This window comes from Chimaeribacter arupi (genome assembly GCF_002858805.1).
GTDB classification, from domain to species: domain Bacteria; phylum Pseudomonadota; class Gammaproteobacteria; order Enterobacterales; family Enterobacteriaceae; genus Chimaeribacter; species Chimaeribacter arupi.
In genome coordinates, this window is the sequence record NZ_PJZI01000013.1 from 61,136 (window position 1) to 79,089 (window position 17,954).

Genomic DNA, 17,954 nt, shown 5'->3' on the forward strand with positions numbered 1-17,954 from the left:
GTGTAGGGGCCAACCCCACTTTATGGACCGTCACCGAAGTCGCTTTATCCCTGATGATCGTTATTCCCAGCCCCGCTGCGGCACACACGCGATCTCCCGCTTGATGTTGTTACCCCGTACTGCCCCCGTTGATAACCGATCTGGTGCCCCTGTATGTGCGCTGCCGTACGCGGCTGCCCGGCATCCGGTTGTTGCTCATTTAACCTGTTCTCATTCTGGAGTCTGACATGGAATTTCTGCTGGATCCCTCAATCTGGGCCGGTTTACTGACGCTGGTGGTGTTGGAAATTGTCCTGGGTATCGACAACCTGGTGTTTATCGCCATCCTGGCGGACAAGCTGCCGCCGCACCAGCGTGACAAGGCGCGGCTTATCGGCCTGTCGCTGGCGCTGATCATGCGCCTCGGTTTGCTGTCGCTGATCTCCTGGCTGGTACGGCTCACCGCGCCGCTGTTCTCCGTTGGCAGCCTGACCTTTTCGGGGCGTGACCTGATCCTGCTGCTGGGCGGGTTGTTCCTGCTGTTTAAAGCCACTACCGAACTGCATGAACGGCTGGAGGGGCATGACGCCAGCACAGGGAATAACCGCGGCTATGCCGGGTTCTGGCTGGTGGTGTTCCAGATTGTGGTGCTGGATGCGGTCTTCTCGCTGGACGCGGTGATCACCGCTGTGGGGATGGTAGACAACCTGGCGATCATGATGACGGCGGTTGTGATTGCGATGGGGGTGATGCTGCTGGCGTCGAAAGCCCTGACGCGCTTTGTTAACGCCCACCCGACCGTGGTGGTGCTCTGCCTCAGCTTCCTGCTGATGATTGGTTTGAGCCTGGTGGCGGAAGGGTTTGGTTTCCACATTCCTAAAGGTTACCTCTACGCGGCGATCGGCTTCTCCATTCTTATTGAGCTGTTCAACCAGGTGGCGCGCCGTAACTTCATCAAGCATGAATCACGCCGCCCGCGCCGTGAACGCACAGCCGAGGCGATCATGCGCCTGATGGGCGGCCGCCGCCAGGACGCCGATCCGCAACAGCCGCAGAATGAGATCCCGGCCGGGGCGTTTGCCGAAGAGGAGCGCTACATGATAAGCGGCGTGCTGACGCTCGCCTCGCGCTCGCTGCGCAGCATCATGACCCCGCGCACTGACATCTCCTGGGTTGATTGTGACCGCCAGCCGGAAGCGATCCGCCTGCAACTGCTGGATACGCCGCACAGCCTGTTCCCGATTTGCCGCGGCTCACTGGATGAGATGATAGGCGTGGTACGCGCCAAAGATCTGCTGGTGGCGCTGGAGCAGGGGGAGGACATCGTGGCCTTTGCGGCCCGTACGCCGCCGATCATCGTGCCGGAGACGCTGGACGTCATCAACCTGCTGGCCGTGCTGCGCCGCGCCAAAGGGCGGCTGGTGGTGGTCAGCAACGAATTCGGGGTGATTCAGGGGCTGGTCACGCCGCTGGATGTGCTGGAGGCGATCGCCGGGGAATTCCCGGACGAAGACGAAACCCCGGACATCGTGCCGGAAGGGCGCGGCTGGCTGGTCAAAGGCGGGGCGGATGTCCACTCGCTGGAACAGGCGCTGGATTGCTCAGAGCTGGTCAGCCCCTCTGAGGATTACGCGTCCCTGGCGGGTTTGCTGCTCTCCCACATCGGGCAGATGCCGCAGGCCGGTGAGGTGCTGGAGCTGCACCGCTTCCGGTTTGAAATCCGCGCGGTGTCAGACTACCGCATCGATCTGGTCTACGTGGAGGCCTTGCCGGAAGAAGAACCGGTACAGGCGTAACCCTTCACCCTCTTCCTGTGCCGGCACCCTGCCGGCGCAGGATCCCCTCAGCGTTTCCCTTCCTGTTGGGCAGGCTGTGCGCCGTCGGGCGTGGCGCCATGAAACCGCGCCAGCCAGGCGGGGAATTCCTGCACCGGTAACGGGCGGGCATAGTAATAGCCCTGCACTGCATCCACCTGCCGCTCCCGTAAGTAGGCGATCTGTTCCGGCGTCTCCACCCCTTCGACCACCAGCTTCAGCTTCAGGCGCTGCGCCAGCGTGATAATCATGTCCGTGACCGTGGCATTGACCGCATCGGTGCCGATGGCGGCGGTAAAAGACTGGTCAATCTTCAGCACATCCGGGTTCAGCCCTTTCAGGTAACTCAACGAATTGTGCCCGGTGCCGAAATCGTCAATCGCCAGCAGCACGCCCAGCGCTTTCAGCTGGTGGATCTGCTTGCTGTCAATGTCGCTCAACCGGCTGCGCTCGGTCAGCTCGATCATCAACGTCACCGGGGGCTGCTTCGCGAGCCAGATCTGCTGCACATCCTGCAAAATCTGCCGCTGGTGGAAGTGGCGCGCATCGACATTGATGCTGATGTAAAACGCCGGGTCCTGCGGGAACAGCGCAAAATTATCGGCGATCTGCGCCATCAGGTAACGGGTCAGCGGCACAATCAGCGCATGTTGCTCCGCCAGCGGGATAAACACATCCGGCGGCACCGGCCCATAGCGCGGGCTGTTCCAGCGTAGCAGCGTCTCAATACCCACACAGCGCGCACTCTGGCAATGGATAATCGGCTGGCAATAGATCGCAAACTCCCTGCGGTCCAGCGCGTGGTTCAACGGGTAGGCCAGGCTCATGCGGGTGCCGGCCACCAGGTACGCCGCCGCCATCACCAGCAGGCTTATCAGCAGCGCCAACGGCAAATGGTGGTAGAGCTGCGCAAACGCCAGATGGTAGGCAGAGCGGGCGTACAGCGAGATCGAGAACGGGTAATGCGGCGAACTGTGGGTATATTGCGGCAGGCCACTCAGGTTTACCTGCGGGGTCAGGCTGTTTTTGTGGTACTCCAGGCTGTTGCCGGAAACATTCAGCACCAGCCGGTCAGCGTAGGGGGGCTGCGGCTCCAGCAGGAATTGCGCCAGCAGGCGGATATTGAACGTGTAGATCTGGCCGCTGTTATCGTCCGGGCCAAAGGGTTTCCACATCAGCATCAGTGGCTCGCCGCGGTTAAGGCCAACGGAGGCGCGCAGTGCCAGCAGCTTCTGGTGGGCGGGCAATTCCGGCAACACGCTGCTGAAAGGCAGGTCCAGCGTGCCCACCAGGCTGGAACAGATCAATACCCCGTCGCGCACCAGCACAATCGAGCGCAGGGTCTGGAGGTCAGCCGCCTGCTTTAACAGCTTCAGCTGGATTTGCGGGCATTCCATACCGTAAAAGGCGTCATAGCCGAGCGGCGCCCGATCCACCGGCCAGATAAGCATGTCCAGTTGTTGCGCCGTATGGGCGACCAGCGCCTGCTGGGTGGCGGCGATGCGCCGGCTCTCCTCATAAACGCGCAGCCCGAGGATAAGCAGCAATGTCAGCAGGCCGATACCGGCGGACAGGCCCCAGCGGTAAAGGCGGTATCTGGCACTGGCATGATCAGGTGTCAGCATAGGGTTCCTTGATGAAAAACGGCAGGCAATCCGCTGCCGGCGCAGGCGTGCTGCACACGGGGCGGATCGGTGGCCACTCCCTGATAACACCTGGCCTCACACCGAGGACAGAAAAAAGCGCCGCTGACAGGCCGGACGCAAAGAACAGGCGGAGAATAAAGGGCTTATTTTTGGATTGCCTGCCTGAAGCATGAATAATAGTGATACAAATTCCGCAGACCAGCCAGAAAATCACAGAAAGAATTGGGCAAAATGGGGAGGGGGCGGGGAAGGTGTCCGGGCAGCCTCAGCGGCTGCCCGGTGGAAAGATTAGTCGCACTGCACTTTGATGGCCAGGCCACCGCGGGAAGTTTCCCGGTATTTGGCGTTCATGTCTTTACCGGTTTCGTACATGGTTTCGATCACTTTATCCAGTGACACGCGCGGCGCACTGGTACGGCGCAGCGCCATCCGGGCGGCGTTGATCGCTTTCACCGAGGCGATGGCATTGCGCTCAATGCACGGCACCTGCACCTGGCCGCCGACCGGGTCACAGGTCAGCCCCAGATTGTGTTCCATACCGATTTCCGCCGCGACGCATACCTGCTCCGGGCTGCCGCCCAGCAGCTCCGCCAGCCCGGCTGCGGCCATAGAACAGGCCACACCGACTTCACCCTGGCAGCCGACTTCCGCACCGGAAATGGAGGCGTTCATTTTATACAGCGCGCCAATCACGCCGGAGGCCATGAAGTAGCGGATGTAAATCTCCGGCGTCACCGGCTCAATAAAGTGATCGTAGTAGGCCAGCACCGCAGGCACGATACCGCAGGCACCGTTGGTCGGGGCGGTCACCACCCGGCCACCGGCGGCGTTCTCTTCATTCACCGCCAGCGCGAACATATTCACCCAGTCAATCACGTTCATCGGGTCACTGGAGAGTTTGTCCGATGAGACCAGCATCCGGCGCAGCGCCGACGCCCGGCGCGGCACCCGCAGCGGGCCGGGCAGCACGCCTTCGGTATTCAGCCCGCGGTCGATACAGGCGCGCATGGTCTGCCAGATCTGGCTGAAGTAGCGCTCAATCTCCTCTTTGCCGTGCAGCGCCAGTTCGTTCTGCATCACCAGGCCGGAGAGCGACAGCCCGGTCTGATGGCAGTGGGCCAGCAGATCGCTGGCATGGCTGAACGGGTAGGGCACGGCCACCGCCTGCTGATCCACCTGGCCAAAATGTTCTGCATCAACAATAAACCCGCCGCCGATCGAGTAGTAGGTTTTGCTGTAGATCGGCGTATCCCCGGCGAAAGCGTGGATCTGCATCCCGTTTTCATGCAGCGGCAGATTGTCCTGACGGAACACCATGCCGGTGTCACGCGGGAAATCAACCTCGTGGCGGCCGTTGGCCAGCAGCAGACGCTGGCGCGCCTCCACATCACGGATAAAGGCCGGGATGCCGTCGATATCCACGCTGTCCGGCAGGTTACCGGCCAGGCCGAGAATAATGGCGATGTCCGTATGGTGGCCTTTCCCGGTCAGGGAGAGGGAGCCGTAAACATCCACGGCAATACGGGTCACGGCAGGCAGAAGATCGCGGCTGACGAGGTCGTCAACAAACTGTTTGCCCGCTTTCATCGGCCCCACGGTATGGGAACTCGACGGGCCAATGCCGATCTTAAACATGTCGAAAACGCTGATCACGCTGAAACTCCTTCAGGGGAAACGGGGCGGTTGCCTTAAAAACAACCAGGGACCTGCTTATTAAGTGTAGTGAGGCTGCCTGGCCTGCGGCCCCTTTTCGCATGAGATTACCTAATGGCAAGGCTTACCGGGTGGAGAAACCTCCTGCCCCGACACGCTGCATAAAACCGGGCAGCGATGGCCGTTATTAGTTTGTCATACAAAAAACAGGGGCTTTTTCAGTAGCAAATCATGGCAGGGGGCTAATATACAGAATATTACCATAAATAAGGTGATAAAGATCGCCTTCCTGACAGTGGCTCAGTAAAAGTGCGCACAAAAAAGGCGGATCAAAAGGACGATATGGCGGTTAACCGGCATTCAGGGAGGGATTCATGCTGGCGCTCTCTTCCGGGCGGGCCACATGGCGTGACAGCTCACGGATAATCCCGGCGGTCATGCCCCAGACAAACTGATGCTGATACCAGCTCAGGTAGATGCGGTGGCGGATGCCGCGGCGCTCAATCTCCAGCGGCGTATAGCGCGACAGCCGCAGCGCCTCCTGCAACGGCATCTCAAAGATGTCCGCCACCTCCTCTGCATTCGGCACCAGCAGGGTATCCGGCGGGATAAGCCCCACCACCGGCGTGACCTGAAAACCGGTGGAACTCTCCACCGGCCCCAGCATGCCCAGCACCCGTACCGAGGCGGGGGGAATACCGACCTCTTCATGCGCCTCGCGCAGCGCGGTGGCAATCAGGGAGGCATCATCCGGGTCGGCGGAGCCGCCGGGAAACGCCACCTGGCCGGCATGTTTGCGCAGGGTATCGGCGCGCCGGGTCAGCAGCAGCGTCGGCTCCGGGTGGCAGACCACCGGCAGCAGCACCGCGGCCTGCCGCACATCGCGCAGCGGCTTGGGCGGGGCGGGCTGTTGCAGCGTAAAGCGGGTAATAAACTCGTCCAGCGTATAGTCGCTCATCCGGCGGTAACCTCCTGCGGTTCAGCGGCCGGGCGCAACTGCGGCAGAATGCGCGCCACTTTGTCAAACGTCTCCTGGTATTCCGCCTGCTCATCGCTGTCGGCCACAATGCCGCCGCCTGCCCAGCAGTGCAGGCGGCCCGCCTCAGCCAGCAGGGTGCGGATGGTGATATTGGTGTCCATCGTGCCGCACAGGCTGAGGTAACCGATGCTGCCGCAATAGACGTTGCGCCGTTGCGGTTCCAGCTCCTCAATAATCTGCATAGCCCGTATTTTGGGCGCGCCGGTGATGGACCCGCCGGGGAAACAGGCGCGCAGCAGGTCAGCGGCGTGGCAGCCTGCCGGCAGCCGGGCGGTGATGGTGCTCACCAGATGGTGCACCGCCGGGAACGGCTCAACCGCAAACAGTTGCGGCACCCGCACGCTGCCCGGTTCCGCCACCCGGCCGATGTCATTGCGCAGCAGATCAACAATCATCAGGTTCTCAGCCCGGTCTTTCTCTGAGGCAGCCAGCCGCGCCGCCTGGGCGGCATCGGCGGCCGGATCGGCGAGCCGCGGCAGGGTTCCTTTGATCGGCCGGGTCTGGATCTGGTTGTCCGCCAGCCACAGGAAGCGCTCCGGCGACACACTCAGCACCGCCTGGCCAGGCAGCCGCAAAAAGGCAGAGAACGGGGCGCGGTTACTGGCATTGAGGCGGGTAAATGCCTGCCACTCACTGCCCTGATAGGGGGCGGTAAAGCGCTGGGTCAGGTTAATCTGGTAGCAGTCGCCGCTGCGCAGGTAATCCTGCACCTGCCGGAAGCGTTCACCATACGCCTCGCGGCTCAGGTTCGCCTGCCACTCCCCGGTCAGCCGGAAATCATCGGCCGGGGCCGGGCGCGCCTGCTGAACGTCCAGCCAGGCCAGCCGGGCCGCCGCATCCCCGTGGCAGACCAGCGTCAGCCGCTGCTGGTGGTGGTCAGCGATCAAGGCCCAGTCATAAATGCCGACTGCCATGTCTGGCGCGGCGATATCCTGCGCGGCCAGGCTGGGCAGCGATTCCACCCGGCGGCCGAGATCGTAGCCGAACAGCCCCAGCGCACCCCCCAGAAACGGCAGATCCGCCTCCGGCGCGGCCGTCAGCCCCAGCGAGTCCATCGCCTCCGCCACCAGTTGGAAAGGATCGTCTGTGCGGCGCTGTTCGCCCCCGGCCCCGGCAATCGTCGTCTCTTCGCCGTGGGTCACCAGCGTGATGCGCGGGTCAGCCACCAGAATATCGAACCGGTTATGCAGGTGATCCGCCCGGCCGGAGTGCAGCAGCATTGCCCACGGGGAACCGGAAAGCGGGGCAAAGCGCGTCAGCAGCGCATCGGGGGTGTAAGTCAGGGTATGGGTTGCGTACATGGTGTCGGGCCGGCCGGGCAGTCAAAAACAGTCGCCCAGCCTACCACAGAACCGCACCGGGTGAAAAAGGGCGGCATCGTCCCGGCGCGGCGGGCAGCGCACGGCATGAGAGTAGGCCATTGGGCCATCGGCGCGTATACTGTGCCGGTCAACAGAGGAGACGAACCATGCAAGCGGGTATGCCGGCACTTTCACATCAGGAGCAGCAACAGGCTGCGGAACGCATCCATCAGCTGATGGAAGAGGGGATGAGCAGCGGCCAGGCCATTGCTGTGGTCGCGCAGGAGATCCGGGAATCCCATCAGGGCGGGCAGGTCGCGGTACGTTTTGATGACGAAGAGGATGACGCGGAACAGGACGCGCAAGACGACCAGGACGAAGATGAAGAGGATGACCACGGTTATTGACCGGTGGGCATTCTGGGGAAACGGGCGCCGCGGCGCCCGTTTTTTTTGGCCTCAGCCGCTGACCTTGACCGCTGCCGCCGCCCCGACGGCCCGTGCGACGGCCTGCTCCACGGTGTCACCGGTAGCCAGCGCCACACCCAGCCGGCGCGACCCGGCGATCTCCGGCTTGCCGAACAGGCGCAACTGGTTGTGGCCGGTCAGTGCCTGGCCGACACCGCTGAAACGCACATCACTGCTGGTGAGCGACGGCAGGATCACGGCGGAAGCCGACGGCCCGAACTGGCGGATTTCCCCTACCGGCAGGCCGAGGAAGGCGCGCACATGCAGCGCAAACTCTGACAGGTCCTGCGAGATCAGTGTCACCATGCCGGTATCGTGCGGGCGCGGCGACACTTCGCTGAAGATCACCTCATCCCCACAGACAAACAGCTCCACGCCAAACAGGCCGTGGCCGCCCAGTGCCGTCACCACTTTTTTGGCAATCTCCTGCGCGCGTTGCAGCGCCAGGGCGCTCATCTGCTGCGGCTGCCAGGATTCCCGGTAATCCCCGTCCTCCTGACGGTGACCAATCGGGTCACAGAAATGGATACCGTCCACCGCGCTGATGGTCAGCAGCGTAATCTCAAAATCAAAGCGGACCAGCCCCTCCACAATCACCCGTCCGCCCCCGGCGCGCCCGCCCTGTTGGGCATAGTCCCAGGCTGCCTGGCGCTCATCCTCATGGCGGATCAGGCTCTGGCCTTTGCCGGAGGAGCTCATCACCGGCTTGATGATGCAGGGCAGGCCGATGTCGCTCACCGCCTGGCGGAAAGCGCTCTCGCTGTCAGCAAACTGGTAGGTTGACGTCGGCAACCCCAGGGTTTCGGCGGCCAGGCGGCGGATGCCTTCACGGTTCATGGTGAGGCGGGTCGCCTCGGCACACGGCACCACATTGTGGCCCTGCTGCTCCAGCTCAACCAACATGCTGGTGGCGATGGCCTCAATTTCCGGCACGATAAAATCGGGGCGCTCCTGCTCAATCACGGCCCGCAGGGCGTTGCCGTCCAGCATGTTAATCACATGGCTGCGGTGGGCAACATGCATTGCCGGGGCATCGGCATAGCGATCAACGGCAATCACTTCCAGGCCGAGACGCTGGCATTCGATGGCCACTTCTTTACCGAGTTCACCGGAACCCAGCAGCATGACACGGGTGGCGGAAGGACGCAGGGCAGTTCCAAGGATCAACATAACTTACCTTCATTTACAGGGTTAACTGACAAGACCGGAGAAAATCGCGCGCAGTATAAACGAAAACGTTTGCGTGGTCACGGCTGTGCCGGTTATTGCCCGGAAGAGGGGGGCTGCCGCGTGCGGCCCGGCTGCGCAGGCAGGCCACAGAACAGGCAGGTTATGGATAAAAAACCGCCCGGATGCGGCTTTTTCCGCCCGGTTAAGCCACTATTAACACGCAGGGCGCCGGCTCTGTTATGATGGGCGTTTGCTGGAACTGACTGTATAGCAGCACACTCCCGCCTCCTTTTCTGATCACCATAAGAGTTACTGTCTTGAGCACACTTTCATTTTCTTCCCTGCCGCTGCCGGCGGAGCAACTCGCCAATCTGGCGGAACTCGGTTACGCCACCATGACCCCGGTGCAGGCGGCGTCACTGCCGGCGATCCTCAGCGGCCGCGACGTGCGCGCCAAAGCCCAGACCGGCAGCGGCAAAACCGCCGCATTCGGCATTGGCCTGCTGGACAAAATTGTGCCGGGGCAGTATGTCACGCAGGCGCTGGTGTTGTGCCCGACGCGTGAGCTGGCGGATCAGGTCAGTAAAGAGCTGCGCCGGCTGGCACGTTTTACCCAGAACATCAAAATCCTGACCTTATGCGGCGGCCAGCCTATCGGCCCGCAGCTCGACTCCCTGGTGCACCCGCCGCATATCGTGGTCGGCACGCCGGGGCGCATCCAGGAGCACCTGCGCAAACAGACGCTGTCACTGGACGCCCTGCGCATCCTGGTGCTGGATGAAGCCGACCGTATGCTGGACATGGGCTTCAGCGACGACATCGATGAAGTGATCCGTTACACCCCGCCGCGCCGCCAGACACTGTTGTTCTCCGCCACGTACCCGGAAGGCATCGCCCGCATCAGCGCCCGCGTGCAACAGGACCCGCTGGATGTGGAGATCGCGGCAGAAGCGGAACAGACCACCATTGAGCAGATCTTTGTGGAAACCACCCGTGAAAAACGGCTGCGCCTGCTGACCGGCACCCTGCGCCACTACCAGCCGACCTCCTGCGTGGTGTTCTGCAACACCAAACGCGACTGCCAGGAAGTCTACGAGGCGCTGGCTGACGAGAACATCAGCGCGCTGGCGCTGCATGGCGACCTGGAGCAGCGTGACCGCGATCAGGTGCTGGTGCGCTTCGCCAACCGCAGTTGCCGGGTGCTGGTGGCGACAGATGTCGCCGCACGCGGGCTGGACATCAAAGACCTCGAACTGGTCGTCAACTATGAGCTCTCCTTTGACCCGGAAGTGCATGTTCACCGCATCGGCCGTACCGGCCGCGCCGGGATGAGCGGCCTGGCCGTGAGCTTCTGTACGCCGCAGGAGATGGTGCGCGTGCACGCGCTGGAGGATTACCTCGGCATCCGTACCACCTGGCAACCGGCTGAAAAACTGCTTGCCACCCCGCCGGTCGCGCTTGAGCCGGAGATGGCTACCCTCTGCATCGACGGCGGCCGCAAGGCGAAAATCCGCCCCGGTGACATCCTGGGTGCGCTGACCGGCGATGCCGGGCTGACGGCGGCCGAGGTGGGCAAAATTGACATGTTCCCGGTCCATGCCTATGTCGCCATCCGCCGTGCCAGCGCCCGCCGGGCGTTGTCGCAGTTGCAGCAAGGTAAAATCAAAGGCAAAAGCTGTAAAGCCCGATTATTGAAGTAGTTTTTCTTTTGCGAGGCAGGTTCCGGAATGTGTAAAAGGGCTTGCCTCCGCGCCCCGATTTACTTAAACTGTATATTCATACAGTAGTGTGCCATAAGAGGATTATCACTCATGACGGTAGAAGTAAAATATGTCGTGGTGCGACAAGGCGAGGAAAAGATGACGTTTGCGACCAAGAAAGAAGCTGACGCTTACGACAAGATGCTGGATCTGGCCGATACCCTGTCTGAATGGCTGGCCCATTCTGCGCTGGAAATGGAAGAGAGCGAGCGTGAGCGCCTGAGCTTCTTCCTGGCGGAACATAAAGATCCGCTGACGCAAATCCTGCGGGGCAGCTCGCTGGAAAGCGTGCTGGCATCAGCACCAGGCAACGACGCCGCAGAACCGGCGCGCCTGAAACCCAAAAGCCGCGGCAAGGCCGAAGGCAGCGACGAGCAGGCCGCCTGAGCCTGCGCCATCAGGGAGTGATGCCGTGATACCTTTCACCTTTTACCGCCGTTTTGAGGCGGACATCCTGGCAGGCCGTAAAACCATCACCCTGCGCAGCGGCAGTGACGCTGACGTTGCGCCGGGTGATATTTTGCAGGTCTCACGCCTGGAGGATGGGGTTTCCTTCTGCCGCCTGCGCGTGCTTTCCGTCACGCCTGTGGCTTTCTCTGCGCTGGATGCGTCCCATGCCCGGCAGGAGAACATGACCCTGCCTGAACTGAAGCAGGTCATCGGGTCCATCTACCCCGGCATACAGCACCTCACCTGCATTGAGTTCACCCTCTGTTAGGGTCTATCATTATTTTTGTTATTAATGTGTTGTGACGGGACGCCCGCGTCGCCGCCGCAGCATGACGTATGATGACCGTACAGACTCCGGAGCGCCTGTCGCCCGCGTCCCGCATTTTTCAGTCGGTTCATAATGGCAGTGCCAGGGATCAGTTCATGACCACACCACCAAAAGCAGAGAAACGCCCGCATCCGATTACCGCCCACGGTGATACCCGGATCGATAATTATTACTGGCTGCGTGACGATGACCGCACACACCCCGAGGTGCTGGATTACCTGGCGGCAGAGAACGCCTATACCGCGCAGGCCATGCAACCCTATCAATCCCTGCGGGAAGCCCTCTATCAGGAGATGGTAGACCGCATCCCGCAAGAAGACGCGTCGGTGCCCTATGTGCGCCACGGTTTCCGTTACCAGACCCGCTACCAGCCCGGCAATGAATACCCGATTTACCTGCGCCAGCCGGCAGACGCCGCGGCGGAGTGGGATGTCCTGCTTGATGCCAACGTGCGCGCAGAAGGGCACGAGTTCTATACGCTGGGCGCGATGGAAGTCAGCCCGGATAACCGCCAACTGGCCCTGGCAGAGGATTTCCTCTCCCGCCGCCAGTACGACATCCGCATCAAACAAATCGGCACCGATGAATGGGCCGACGAGGTGATCACCAACACCTCCGCCAGTTTTGAATGGGCCAATGATGCCCGCACGCTCTACTATGTGCGCAAACATGACAAAACCCTGCTGCCTTATCAGGTTTACCGCCACGTCGTCGGCAGCGATCCGGCTGAAGATACCCTGATCTACCAGGAGCAGGATGACACCTTCTATGTGGGGCTGGAGAAAACCACCTCCGAGCGCTTTATCCTGATCCACCTCAGCAGCACCACCACCTCAGAGATCCTGTTACTGGATGCTGACCAGCCTGATGCCGCGCCGCAGGTCTTTGTGCCGCGCCGCCGTGACCATGAATACGCGCTGGATCACTACCAGAACCATTTCTATATCCGTTCCAATAAAGACGGTAAAAACTTCGGCCTTTACCGGGCTGACCAGCCGGACGAGGCACAGTGGCAGGCGGTGATCCCGCCGCGCGATACTGTGATGCTGGAGGGCTTCAGCCTGTTCCGTGACTGGCTGGTAGTGGAAGAGCGCAGCGAAGGGCTGACCCATTTGCGCCAGATCCACTGGCAGAGCGGCGAGCAGAAAGAGATCCGCTTTGATGACCCGACCTATGTCACCTGGCTGGCCTATAACCCAGACCCGGAGACGTCTCTGCTGCGCTATGGCTACTCCTCAATGACCACCCCGGCCTCAATGTTTGAAGTCAACATGGACACCGGCGAGCGCACCTTGCTGAAACAGCAGGAGGTCAAAGATTTTGACAGCAGCGACTATACCAGTGAGCGCCTGTGGGTGACGGCGCGCGACGGCGTAAAAGTGCCGGTGTCGCTGGTGTACCGGCGTGACCGGTTCAGCGCCGGCAATAACCCGCTGATGGTTTACGGCTACGGCTCCTACGGCAGCAGCATGGACCCGTCATTCAGCGCCAGCCGCCTCAGCCTGCTCGATCGTGGGTTTGTCTTTGCACTCGCCCATATCCGCGGCGGCGGCGAACTGGGCCAGCAGTGGTACGAAGACGGCAAGCTGTTCAACAAGATGAACACCTTCCATGATTTCATTGATGTCACCCGCGCGCTGGTGGAACAGCAGTACGGCCATGCGGACAAGGTCTATGCGATGGGCGGCAGCGCCGGTGGGTTGCTGATGGGCGCGGTGATCAACCAGGCCGGGGAGCTGTATCACGGGATTGTGGCGCAGGTGCCGTTTGTGGATGTGGTGACAACGATGCTCGATGAGAGCATTCCGCTGACCACCGGTGAGTATGACGAGTGGGGCAACCCCAATCAGGAAGCCTATTACCGCTGTATGCTGGAATACAGCCCCTATGACCAGATCACCGCCAAAGCCTATCCGCATATGCTGGTTACCACCGGTTTGCATGACTCGCAGGTGCAGTACTGGGAACCCGCCAAATGGGTGGCGAAACTGCGCGAACTGAAAACGGACACCAACCAATTGCTGATGTACACGGACATGGATGCCGGGCATGGCGGGAAGTCGGGCCGCTTCAAAGCCTATGAGGATATCGCGATGGAGTATGCGTTTGTGCTGGCGCTGAACGAGGCGCAGGCCTGACGCCGGGCAGTGCCGCCGCGGCATTCAGTGCGCGGCGGAGGCCGGAAAAGGGGCCGGCTGATCGGTAAAAGGATCAGCCGGCAGTCTGGTAGAGGTCAGGGCGCCAGATAGTGGTTCAGCGTATAGCGCATATCGGGGCTGAGATCGTCGATGGATTTCAGCATCCAGCGCAAATAGGCCGGGTCTTCCTGCGCCACGGTTTCAATCGGGCGGCCGCGGTATTTGCCGAATTTCAGGGTGCGCAGCAGCACCGGCTGTTCGGTAATGTCCGCCATCTCTTCAGCGCTCCAGCCCGTCTCCTGCATAATGCGCTGCAACAGCGCCGCCGTGACGTAGCTGTCATACAGCGCGCGGTGCGGGTAAAGCCCCTCCGGCACATCCACTTTCAGCCGCAAGGCGTAACGTAAATGCTGGTTGCTGTATTTCAGGCCGGGAAACGCCTGCCGGGCCAGTTTTACGGTACAGATCCAGCGGCCATGCATTTCCGGCAACATGGCGCGGTCAAACGCGGCATTGTGCGCCACATAATAGGGGCTGCCGTGGTAGCGGCCGATCACTTTTGCAATCCGCGGCTTGCCTTCGACCATCTCTTCGGTGATGTGGTGGATCGCCATCGCCTCAATACTGATGGGGCGATCGGGGGAAACCAGATCGCTCATCGGGTTCACAATCTCTCCCCCGACCAGATCCACTGACGCGATCTCAACCACGCCACCGTCCAGGCCGCAGGTTTCGGTATCAATAACTCGCAGCATCATTGGCACTCCTTTGGGTAGGGGTCACGGTTACCCTAATGATAATACATGGCCCTGCCATTGGTTTTGATGGCGGGTGCCCACCACCAGCGCATTGCCGTGACTCGGTGCGCGGGCGATGCAATGGCCGCCTTCGGCCCAGATGGCACTTTTGCCGGCCGGCTGCCACCCGCCGGTATGGCCGCCGTGGTTGGCCATTAACACTGCCATCTGATGTTGCCGGGCGTACGTCTCCAGGGTTTGGGTGTCTTCCAGGTAACCCTCTTCGGAAAAGAGCACGCTGGCGGTATAAATCTGCGCGCCGGAAAGCGCGGCCTGGGCCGGATGCGACGGTACGCGCACATCCGCACAGATGGCCAGCCCCACCGGGTAACCCTGCACATTCACCAGCGGGCCGCCTTCGCCCTGGGAGAAATAGTGGGGCTCATTGCCGGCAAGGTGCTGTTTGGTATAGGCGTAGAGGGTACCGTCGGCCTCACAGGTCACGGCACCGATGCAGCAGGTGCCCTGGTCGTCAGTAATAATCGGCGCACCAAAAACAACGGTCATCTTATGGCGGCGCGCATCATCGCGCAGCGGCGTGAGGCGGGGGTCGCCAAGCATCAGGGCCAGCTCCGGCGCCTGGGCAATTTCATAACCAGTAATCGACAACTCGGGAAAAATCAGCAGGTTGACCTGATGCTCCGCTGCCTGGGCAATAAACTCGCGATGTAACGAGACATTTTTCTCGATATCACATGGCACGCTGCAATATTGTGCCGCTGCAATAACAATCCGACTCATGCACTCAATCCTTTAGATATCAGAGACAATAAAAAAACCCGCCAGAGCGGGTTTAAGTACGCGGTTCAGCCGGACTCATTCTTGCGGATGCGCCTTTTTTGAACGTTTATCCGCCCGCTTTTCAGCTGGGGTCTTCAACGGCTTCTTCTTCGCATTTTTTTTGCTATCCATTCCCTTACTCATGGTGGCCTCTCTGTACCGGTGGCTGGGTTGGTATGCACCCTTATTAACGGCTGATTGGGAAAATTTTTCAAGCGCTATTAACCAAAATTTTTAAACGCACTGTTTTTTTTAAGATCTCTTTTTGGACAAAATGTAGCGTAACAGTGGTGGGAAAATCGCCAAAAAAACCGGAATCTCTACACAATAGAGCTAATTCATTGACGCAAATGTAACAATCGGTTTTAGTAAACCTCAGGATCAGGCAGATCGGAACAGCAGATGACGGTATTAAAGGGCTTATATCCGCCCATCAGAGCATACGCCAGCGGGTGGCTGAACACCGGCGACGGGCACCAGATCTACTGGGAGCGCAGCGGGAACCCGCAAGGCAAACCGGCGGTGTTTATTCATGGCGGGCCGGGCGGCGGCTGTTCACCCCTCCATCGCCAGCTGTTTGATCCGGCACACTACAACGTCACGCTGTTTGACCAGCGCGGCTGCGGCCGCTCCCGGCCCCATGCCAGCCTGGACAACAACACCACCTGGCACCTGATCGACGACATGGAAAAGCTGCGTGAGATGGCCGGGGCAGAGCAGTGGCTGGTCTTTGGCGGCTCCTGGGGGTCCACGCTGGGGCTGGCGTATGCCCAGACGCACCCTGAACGCGTCAGTGAGCTGGTGCTGCGCGGCATTTTCACCCTGCGCCAACAGGAACTGGATTGGTACTATCAGGATGGTGCCTCGCGCTTCTTCCCGGACAAATGGCAGCGCGTGCTCTCTATTCTGTCAGAGGAGGAACGGCAGGATGTGATTGGTGCCTACCGCCGTCGCCTCACCGGCAATGACCCGGTCGTGCAGCTGGAAGCGGCACGCCTCTGGAGCCTGTGGGAAGGGGAGACCGTCACGCTGATGCCGGCGGTGAATGCCGCCTCCTTTGGTGAGGATGATTTTGCGCTGGCGTTTGCCCGCATTGAAAACCACTATTTCAGCCACGGCGGCTTCCTGGAGCGGGACGATCAGCTGCTGGAGAATGTTACCCGCATCCGCCATATTCCCGGCGTGATTGTGCATGGGCGCTATGATATGGCCTGCCAGGTGCAGAACGCCTGGGATCTGGCGGCCCGCTGGCCGGAAGCAGAGCTGCATATTATCGAAGGGGCGGGGCACTCGTTTGACGAGCCGGGCATTCTGGATCGCCTAATCCGCGCGACTGACCAGTTCGCCGGCAAGGCATAGCGGCCCGCCCCGGCCTGGGGCGGCGCTTACTTCATTTTGGGTTCATAGGGCAGGCGTGAGTAGTTGTGCGATGCGCTGCGGTAGAACGCCACACGTTCGCGGAAGTAATCACGCAGCGCTTCCGGTTGCTCGCGCTCAACCAGTTCAGGCACCACCGGCATATTGTAACGCTCTTTAAAAGCGACGCCGGACGCGGCCAAATCCACATTGATCCGGTTCATCTCATCGGGTGTCAGTTCAGCCAGGTTATATCCCATCATTCTCTCCTGCCGGGCGTTGGTTATGCTGCGGCAAAAATAAAGCAAGCCTGTGAAAATGGCAAGGCGGTGTGTGTCTTCCGGGCAGGTGGGGCAACAGGAAGAAAGGGGCAGGCGGGATAAAATATAAATAAGAATGATTCGTCTTTATTTATTTTAAGGGATGTAAACAATTATCATTAAATAAAGAGAGTTGCTGGGTGGTGTCGTGCCGTAATAAAAAAATAATGACTATTTTCAAGAGGATGATTTACTTTCTCTGCGATTGTTAAAATTGCTGTTTGTAATTTAAAAGGATGTCGGCATAATGCGAAAAATTATTAAATATCGCTTCGCCTGTCGTTTATAAGGATATGTCTATGTTAAAGCCAGAAATGGTCAGCCAGCTTAACGAGCAACTGAACCTGGAGTTCTATTCCGCTAACCTCTACCTGCAAATGAGCGCCTGGTGCAGTGACAAAGGCTTTGAAGGGGCGGCGGCGTTCCTGAAGTCACACTCGCGTGAAGAGATGGAACATATGCAGCGCCTGTTTGACTATGTCAGCGACACCGGTGCGCTGCCGCTGCTCGGCACCATTGCCGCGCCGCCGGTAGAGTTTGCATCCCTGGCGGATGTGTTCACCCTGACCTATGAGCACGAGCAGTTGATTACCCGTAAGATCAACGAACTGGCCCACCTGGCAATGACGTTGCAGGATTATTCTACCTTCCACTTCCTGCAATGGTATGTGGCTGAGCAGCATGAAGAAGAGAAACTGTTCAAATCCGTGCTCGACAAGCTGGGCATGGTGAGCAACACCGGTAACGGCCTGTTTATTATCGATAAAGAATTAAAAAACATGACGGCGGGCAGCGACCCGGCGGCATAAAAACATTGCGCGCACGTATTGGCCTGCACCCTGGTGCAGGCCTTTTTTATTGCCCTTTCTTTTCACCTCCGCGCGATAACCCAATGCATTTTTTGCAACATCTCACCGGCTGAATCGGGTAAAGTAGGCGCAAATTTTGCCCCGCAG

16 protein-coding genes are annotated in these 17,954 nt (G+C 60.2%); 8 read left to right on the forward strand and 8 right to left on the reverse strand.

Annotated features, from left to right (window positions below):
- Window positions 1-227: 227 nt before the first annotated feature.
- The gene (locus tag CYR52_RS09640) at window positions 228-1,775 is read left to right on the forward strand and encodes a TerC family protein (protein WP_072933287.1); all 1,548 of its coding nucleotides are present in this window, start codon (window positions 228-230) and stop codon (window positions 1,773-1,775) included.
- A gap of 47 nt (window positions 1,776-1,822) precedes the next feature.
- On the opposite strand, the gene CYR52_RS09645 is transcribed toward CYR52_RS09640, so the two are convergent.
- The 4 genes from CYR52_RS09645 to pabB all read right to left on the reverse strand — a co-directional run bounded on the left by CYR52_RS09645 (window position 1,823) and on the right by pabB (window position 7,432).
- Window positions 1,823-3,418: an EAL domain-containing protein gene (locus CYR52_RS09645; protein WP_101828501.1), complete on the reverse strand. Its 1,596-nt coding sequence runs from the start codon at window positions 3,416-3,418 to the stop codon at window positions 1,823-1,825.
- A gap of 309 nt (window positions 3,419-3,727) precedes the next feature.
- The gene (gene sdaA / locus CYR52_RS09650) at window positions 3,728-5,092 is read right to left on the reverse strand and encodes an L-serine ammonia-lyase (RefSeq protein WP_072933289.1); all 1,365 of its coding nucleotides are present in this window, start codon (window positions 5,090-5,092) and stop codon (window positions 3,728-3,730) included.
- 349 nt (window positions 5,093-5,441) lie between these two features.
- The gene (locus tag CYR52_RS09655; protein ID WP_101828502.1) at window positions 5,442-6,050 is read right to left on the reverse strand and encodes a CoA pyrophosphatase; all 609 of its coding nucleotides are present in this window, start codon (window positions 6,048-6,050) and stop codon (window positions 5,442-5,444) included.
- The gene (pabB, locus tag CYR52_RS09660) at window positions 6,047-7,432 is read right to left on the reverse strand and encodes an aminodeoxychorismate synthase component 1 (protein WP_072933291.1); all 1,386 of its coding nucleotides are present in this window, start codon (window positions 7,430-7,432) and stop codon (window positions 6,047-6,049) included. The genes CYR52_RS09655 and pabB overlap by 4 nt, the downstream gene beginning before the upstream one ends.
- A gap of 167 nt (window positions 7,433-7,599) precedes the next feature.
- Here pabB and CYR52_RS09665 point away from each other — a divergent pair, with 167 nt between their 5' ends.
- Window positions 7,600-7,839 carry a YoaH family protein gene (locus CYR52_RS09665; protein ID WP_072933292.1) on the forward strand — a complete coding sequence of 80 codons (240 nt, stop codon included), beginning with the start codon at window positions 7,600-7,602 and terminating at the stop codon, window positions 7,837-7,839.
- A gap of 51 nt (window positions 7,840-7,890) precedes the next feature.
- Here the strand turns inward: CYR52_RS09665 and purT are convergent, their stop codons facing one another.
- Window positions 7,891-9,069 (reverse strand): formate-dependent phosphoribosylglycinamide formyltransferase, encoded by a 1,179-nt coding sequence (gene purT / locus CYR52_RS09670; RefSeq protein ID WP_101828503.1) that lies wholly within the window; start codon window positions 9,067-9,069, stop codon window positions 7,891-7,893.
- Window positions 9,070-9,386: 317 nt separating this feature from the next.
- Here purT and dbpA point away from each other — a divergent pair, with 317 nt between their 5' ends.
- From dbpA to CYR52_RS09690, 4 genes are all read left to right on the forward strand, one after another.
- Window positions 9,387-10,769: an ATP-dependent RNA helicase DbpA gene (gene dbpA / locus CYR52_RS09675; RefSeq protein ID WP_072933298.1), complete on the forward strand. Its 1,383-nt coding sequence runs from the start codon at window positions 9,387-9,389 to the stop codon at window positions 10,767-10,769.
- A 111-nt stretch (window positions 10,770-10,880) separates the two neighbouring features.
- Window positions 10,881-11,216: a YebG family protein gene (locus CYR52_RS09680; RefSeq protein ID WP_072933300.1), complete on the forward strand. Its 336-nt coding sequence runs from the start codon at window positions 10,881-10,883 to the stop codon at window positions 11,214-11,216.
- A 25-nt stretch (window positions 11,217-11,241) separates the two neighbouring features.
- A complete protein-coding gene (gene yqfB, locus CYR52_RS09685) occupies window positions 11,242-11,547 on the forward strand; it encodes a N(4)-acetylcytidine aminohydrolase (RefSeq protein ID WP_072933302.1) in 306 nt (101 codons plus the stop codon).
- A 155-nt stretch (window positions 11,548-11,702) separates the two neighbouring features.
- A complete protein-coding gene (locus CYR52_RS09690) occupies window positions 11,703-13,745 on the forward strand; it encodes a S9 family peptidase (protein ID WP_101828504.1) in 2,043 nt (680 codons plus the stop codon).
- A gap of 95 nt (window positions 13,746-13,840) precedes the next feature.
- Here the strand turns inward: CYR52_RS09690 and exoX are convergent, their stop codons facing one another.
- A complete protein-coding gene (gene exoX, locus CYR52_RS09695) occupies window positions 13,841-14,503 on the reverse strand; it encodes an exodeoxyribonuclease X (protein WP_072933306.1) in 663 nt (220 codons plus the stop codon).
- Window positions 14,504-14,530: 27 nt separating this feature from the next.
- Window positions 14,531-15,283 (reverse strand): carbon-nitrogen hydrolase family protein, encoded by a 753-nt coding sequence (locus CYR52_RS09700; protein WP_072933308.1) that lies wholly within the window; start codon window positions 15,281-15,283, stop codon window positions 14,531-14,533.
- A gap of 441 nt (window positions 15,284-15,724) precedes the next feature.
- Between CYR52_RS09700 and pip the strand changes: the two genes are divergently transcribed.
- Entirely contained in the window at window positions 15,725-16,681 is a 957-nt protein-coding gene (gene pip, locus CYR52_RS09705) for a prolyl aminopeptidase (RefSeq protein ID WP_072933310.1), read from the forward strand.
- A gap of 26 nt (window positions 16,682-16,707) precedes the next feature.
- Here the strand turns inward: pip and CYR52_RS09710 are convergent, their stop codons facing one another.
- Window positions 16,708-16,938, reverse strand: a complete 231-nt coding sequence (locus CYR52_RS09710; RefSeq protein ID WP_072933312.1) for a DNA polymerase III subunit theta — start codon at window positions 16,936-16,938, stop codon at window positions 16,708-16,710.
- A 359-nt stretch (window positions 16,939-17,297) separates the two neighbouring features.
- Between CYR52_RS09710 and ftnA the strand changes: the two genes are divergently transcribed.
- Entirely contained in the window at window positions 17,298-17,807 is a 510-nt protein-coding gene (gene ftnA / locus CYR52_RS09715; RefSeq protein ID WP_072933314.1) for a non-heme ferritin, read from the forward strand.
- The last annotated feature ends 147 nt before the right edge of the window (window positions 17,808-17,954 follow it).

Bases quoted from the DNA above. Each gene is read 5' to 3' on its own strand.
- CYR52_RS09665 (WP_072933292.1), top strand. From the start codon at position 7,600: ATGCAAGCGGGTATGCCGGCACTTTCACATCAGGAGCAGCAACAGGCT.
- pabB (WP_072933291.1), bottom strand. From the start codon at position 7,432: ATGTACGCAACCCATACCCTGACTTACACCCCCGATGCGCTGCTGACG.
- CYR52_RS09655 (WP_101828502.1), bottom strand. From the start codon at position 6,050: ATGAGCGACTATACGCTGGACGAGTTTATTACCCGCTTTACGCTGCAA.
- CYR52_RS09700 (WP_072933308.1), bottom strand. From the start codon at position 15,283: ATGAGTCGGATTGTTATTGCAGCGGCACAATATTGCAGCGTGCCATGT.
- pip (WP_072933310.1), top strand. From the start codon at position 15,725: ATGACGGTATTAAAGGGCTTATATCCGCCCATCAGAGCATACGCCAGC.
- CYR52_RS09690 (WP_101828504.1), top strand. From the start codon at position 11,703: ATGACCACACCACCAAAAGCAGAGAAACGCCCGCATCCGATTACCGCC.
- CYR52_RS09680 (WP_072933300.1), top strand. From the start codon at position 10,881: ATGACGGTAGAAGTAAAATATGTCGTGGTGCGACAAGGCGAGGAAAAG.
- exoX (WP_072933306.1), bottom strand. From the start codon at position 14,503: ATGATGCTGCGAGTTATTGATACCGAAACCTGCGGCCTGGACGGTGGC.
- CYR52_RS09710 (WP_072933312.1), bottom strand. From the start codon at position 16,938: ATGGGATATAACCTGGCTGAACTGACACCCGATGAGATGAACCGGATC.
- CYR52_RS09645 (WP_101828501.1), bottom strand. From the start codon at position 3,418: ATGCTGACACCTGATCATGCCAGTGCCAGATACCGCCTTTACCGCTGG.
- ftnA (WP_072933314.1), top strand. From the start codon at position 17,298: ATGTTAAAGCCAGAAATGGTCAGCCAGCTTAACGAGCAACTGAACCTG.
- purT (WP_101828503.1), bottom strand. From the start codon at position 9,069: ATGTTGATCCTTGGAACTGCCCTGCGTCCTTCCGCCACCCGTGTCATG.
- CYR52_RS09640 (WP_072933287.1), top strand. From the start codon at position 228: ATGGAATTTCTGCTGGATCCCTCAATCTGGGCCGGTTTACTGACGCTG.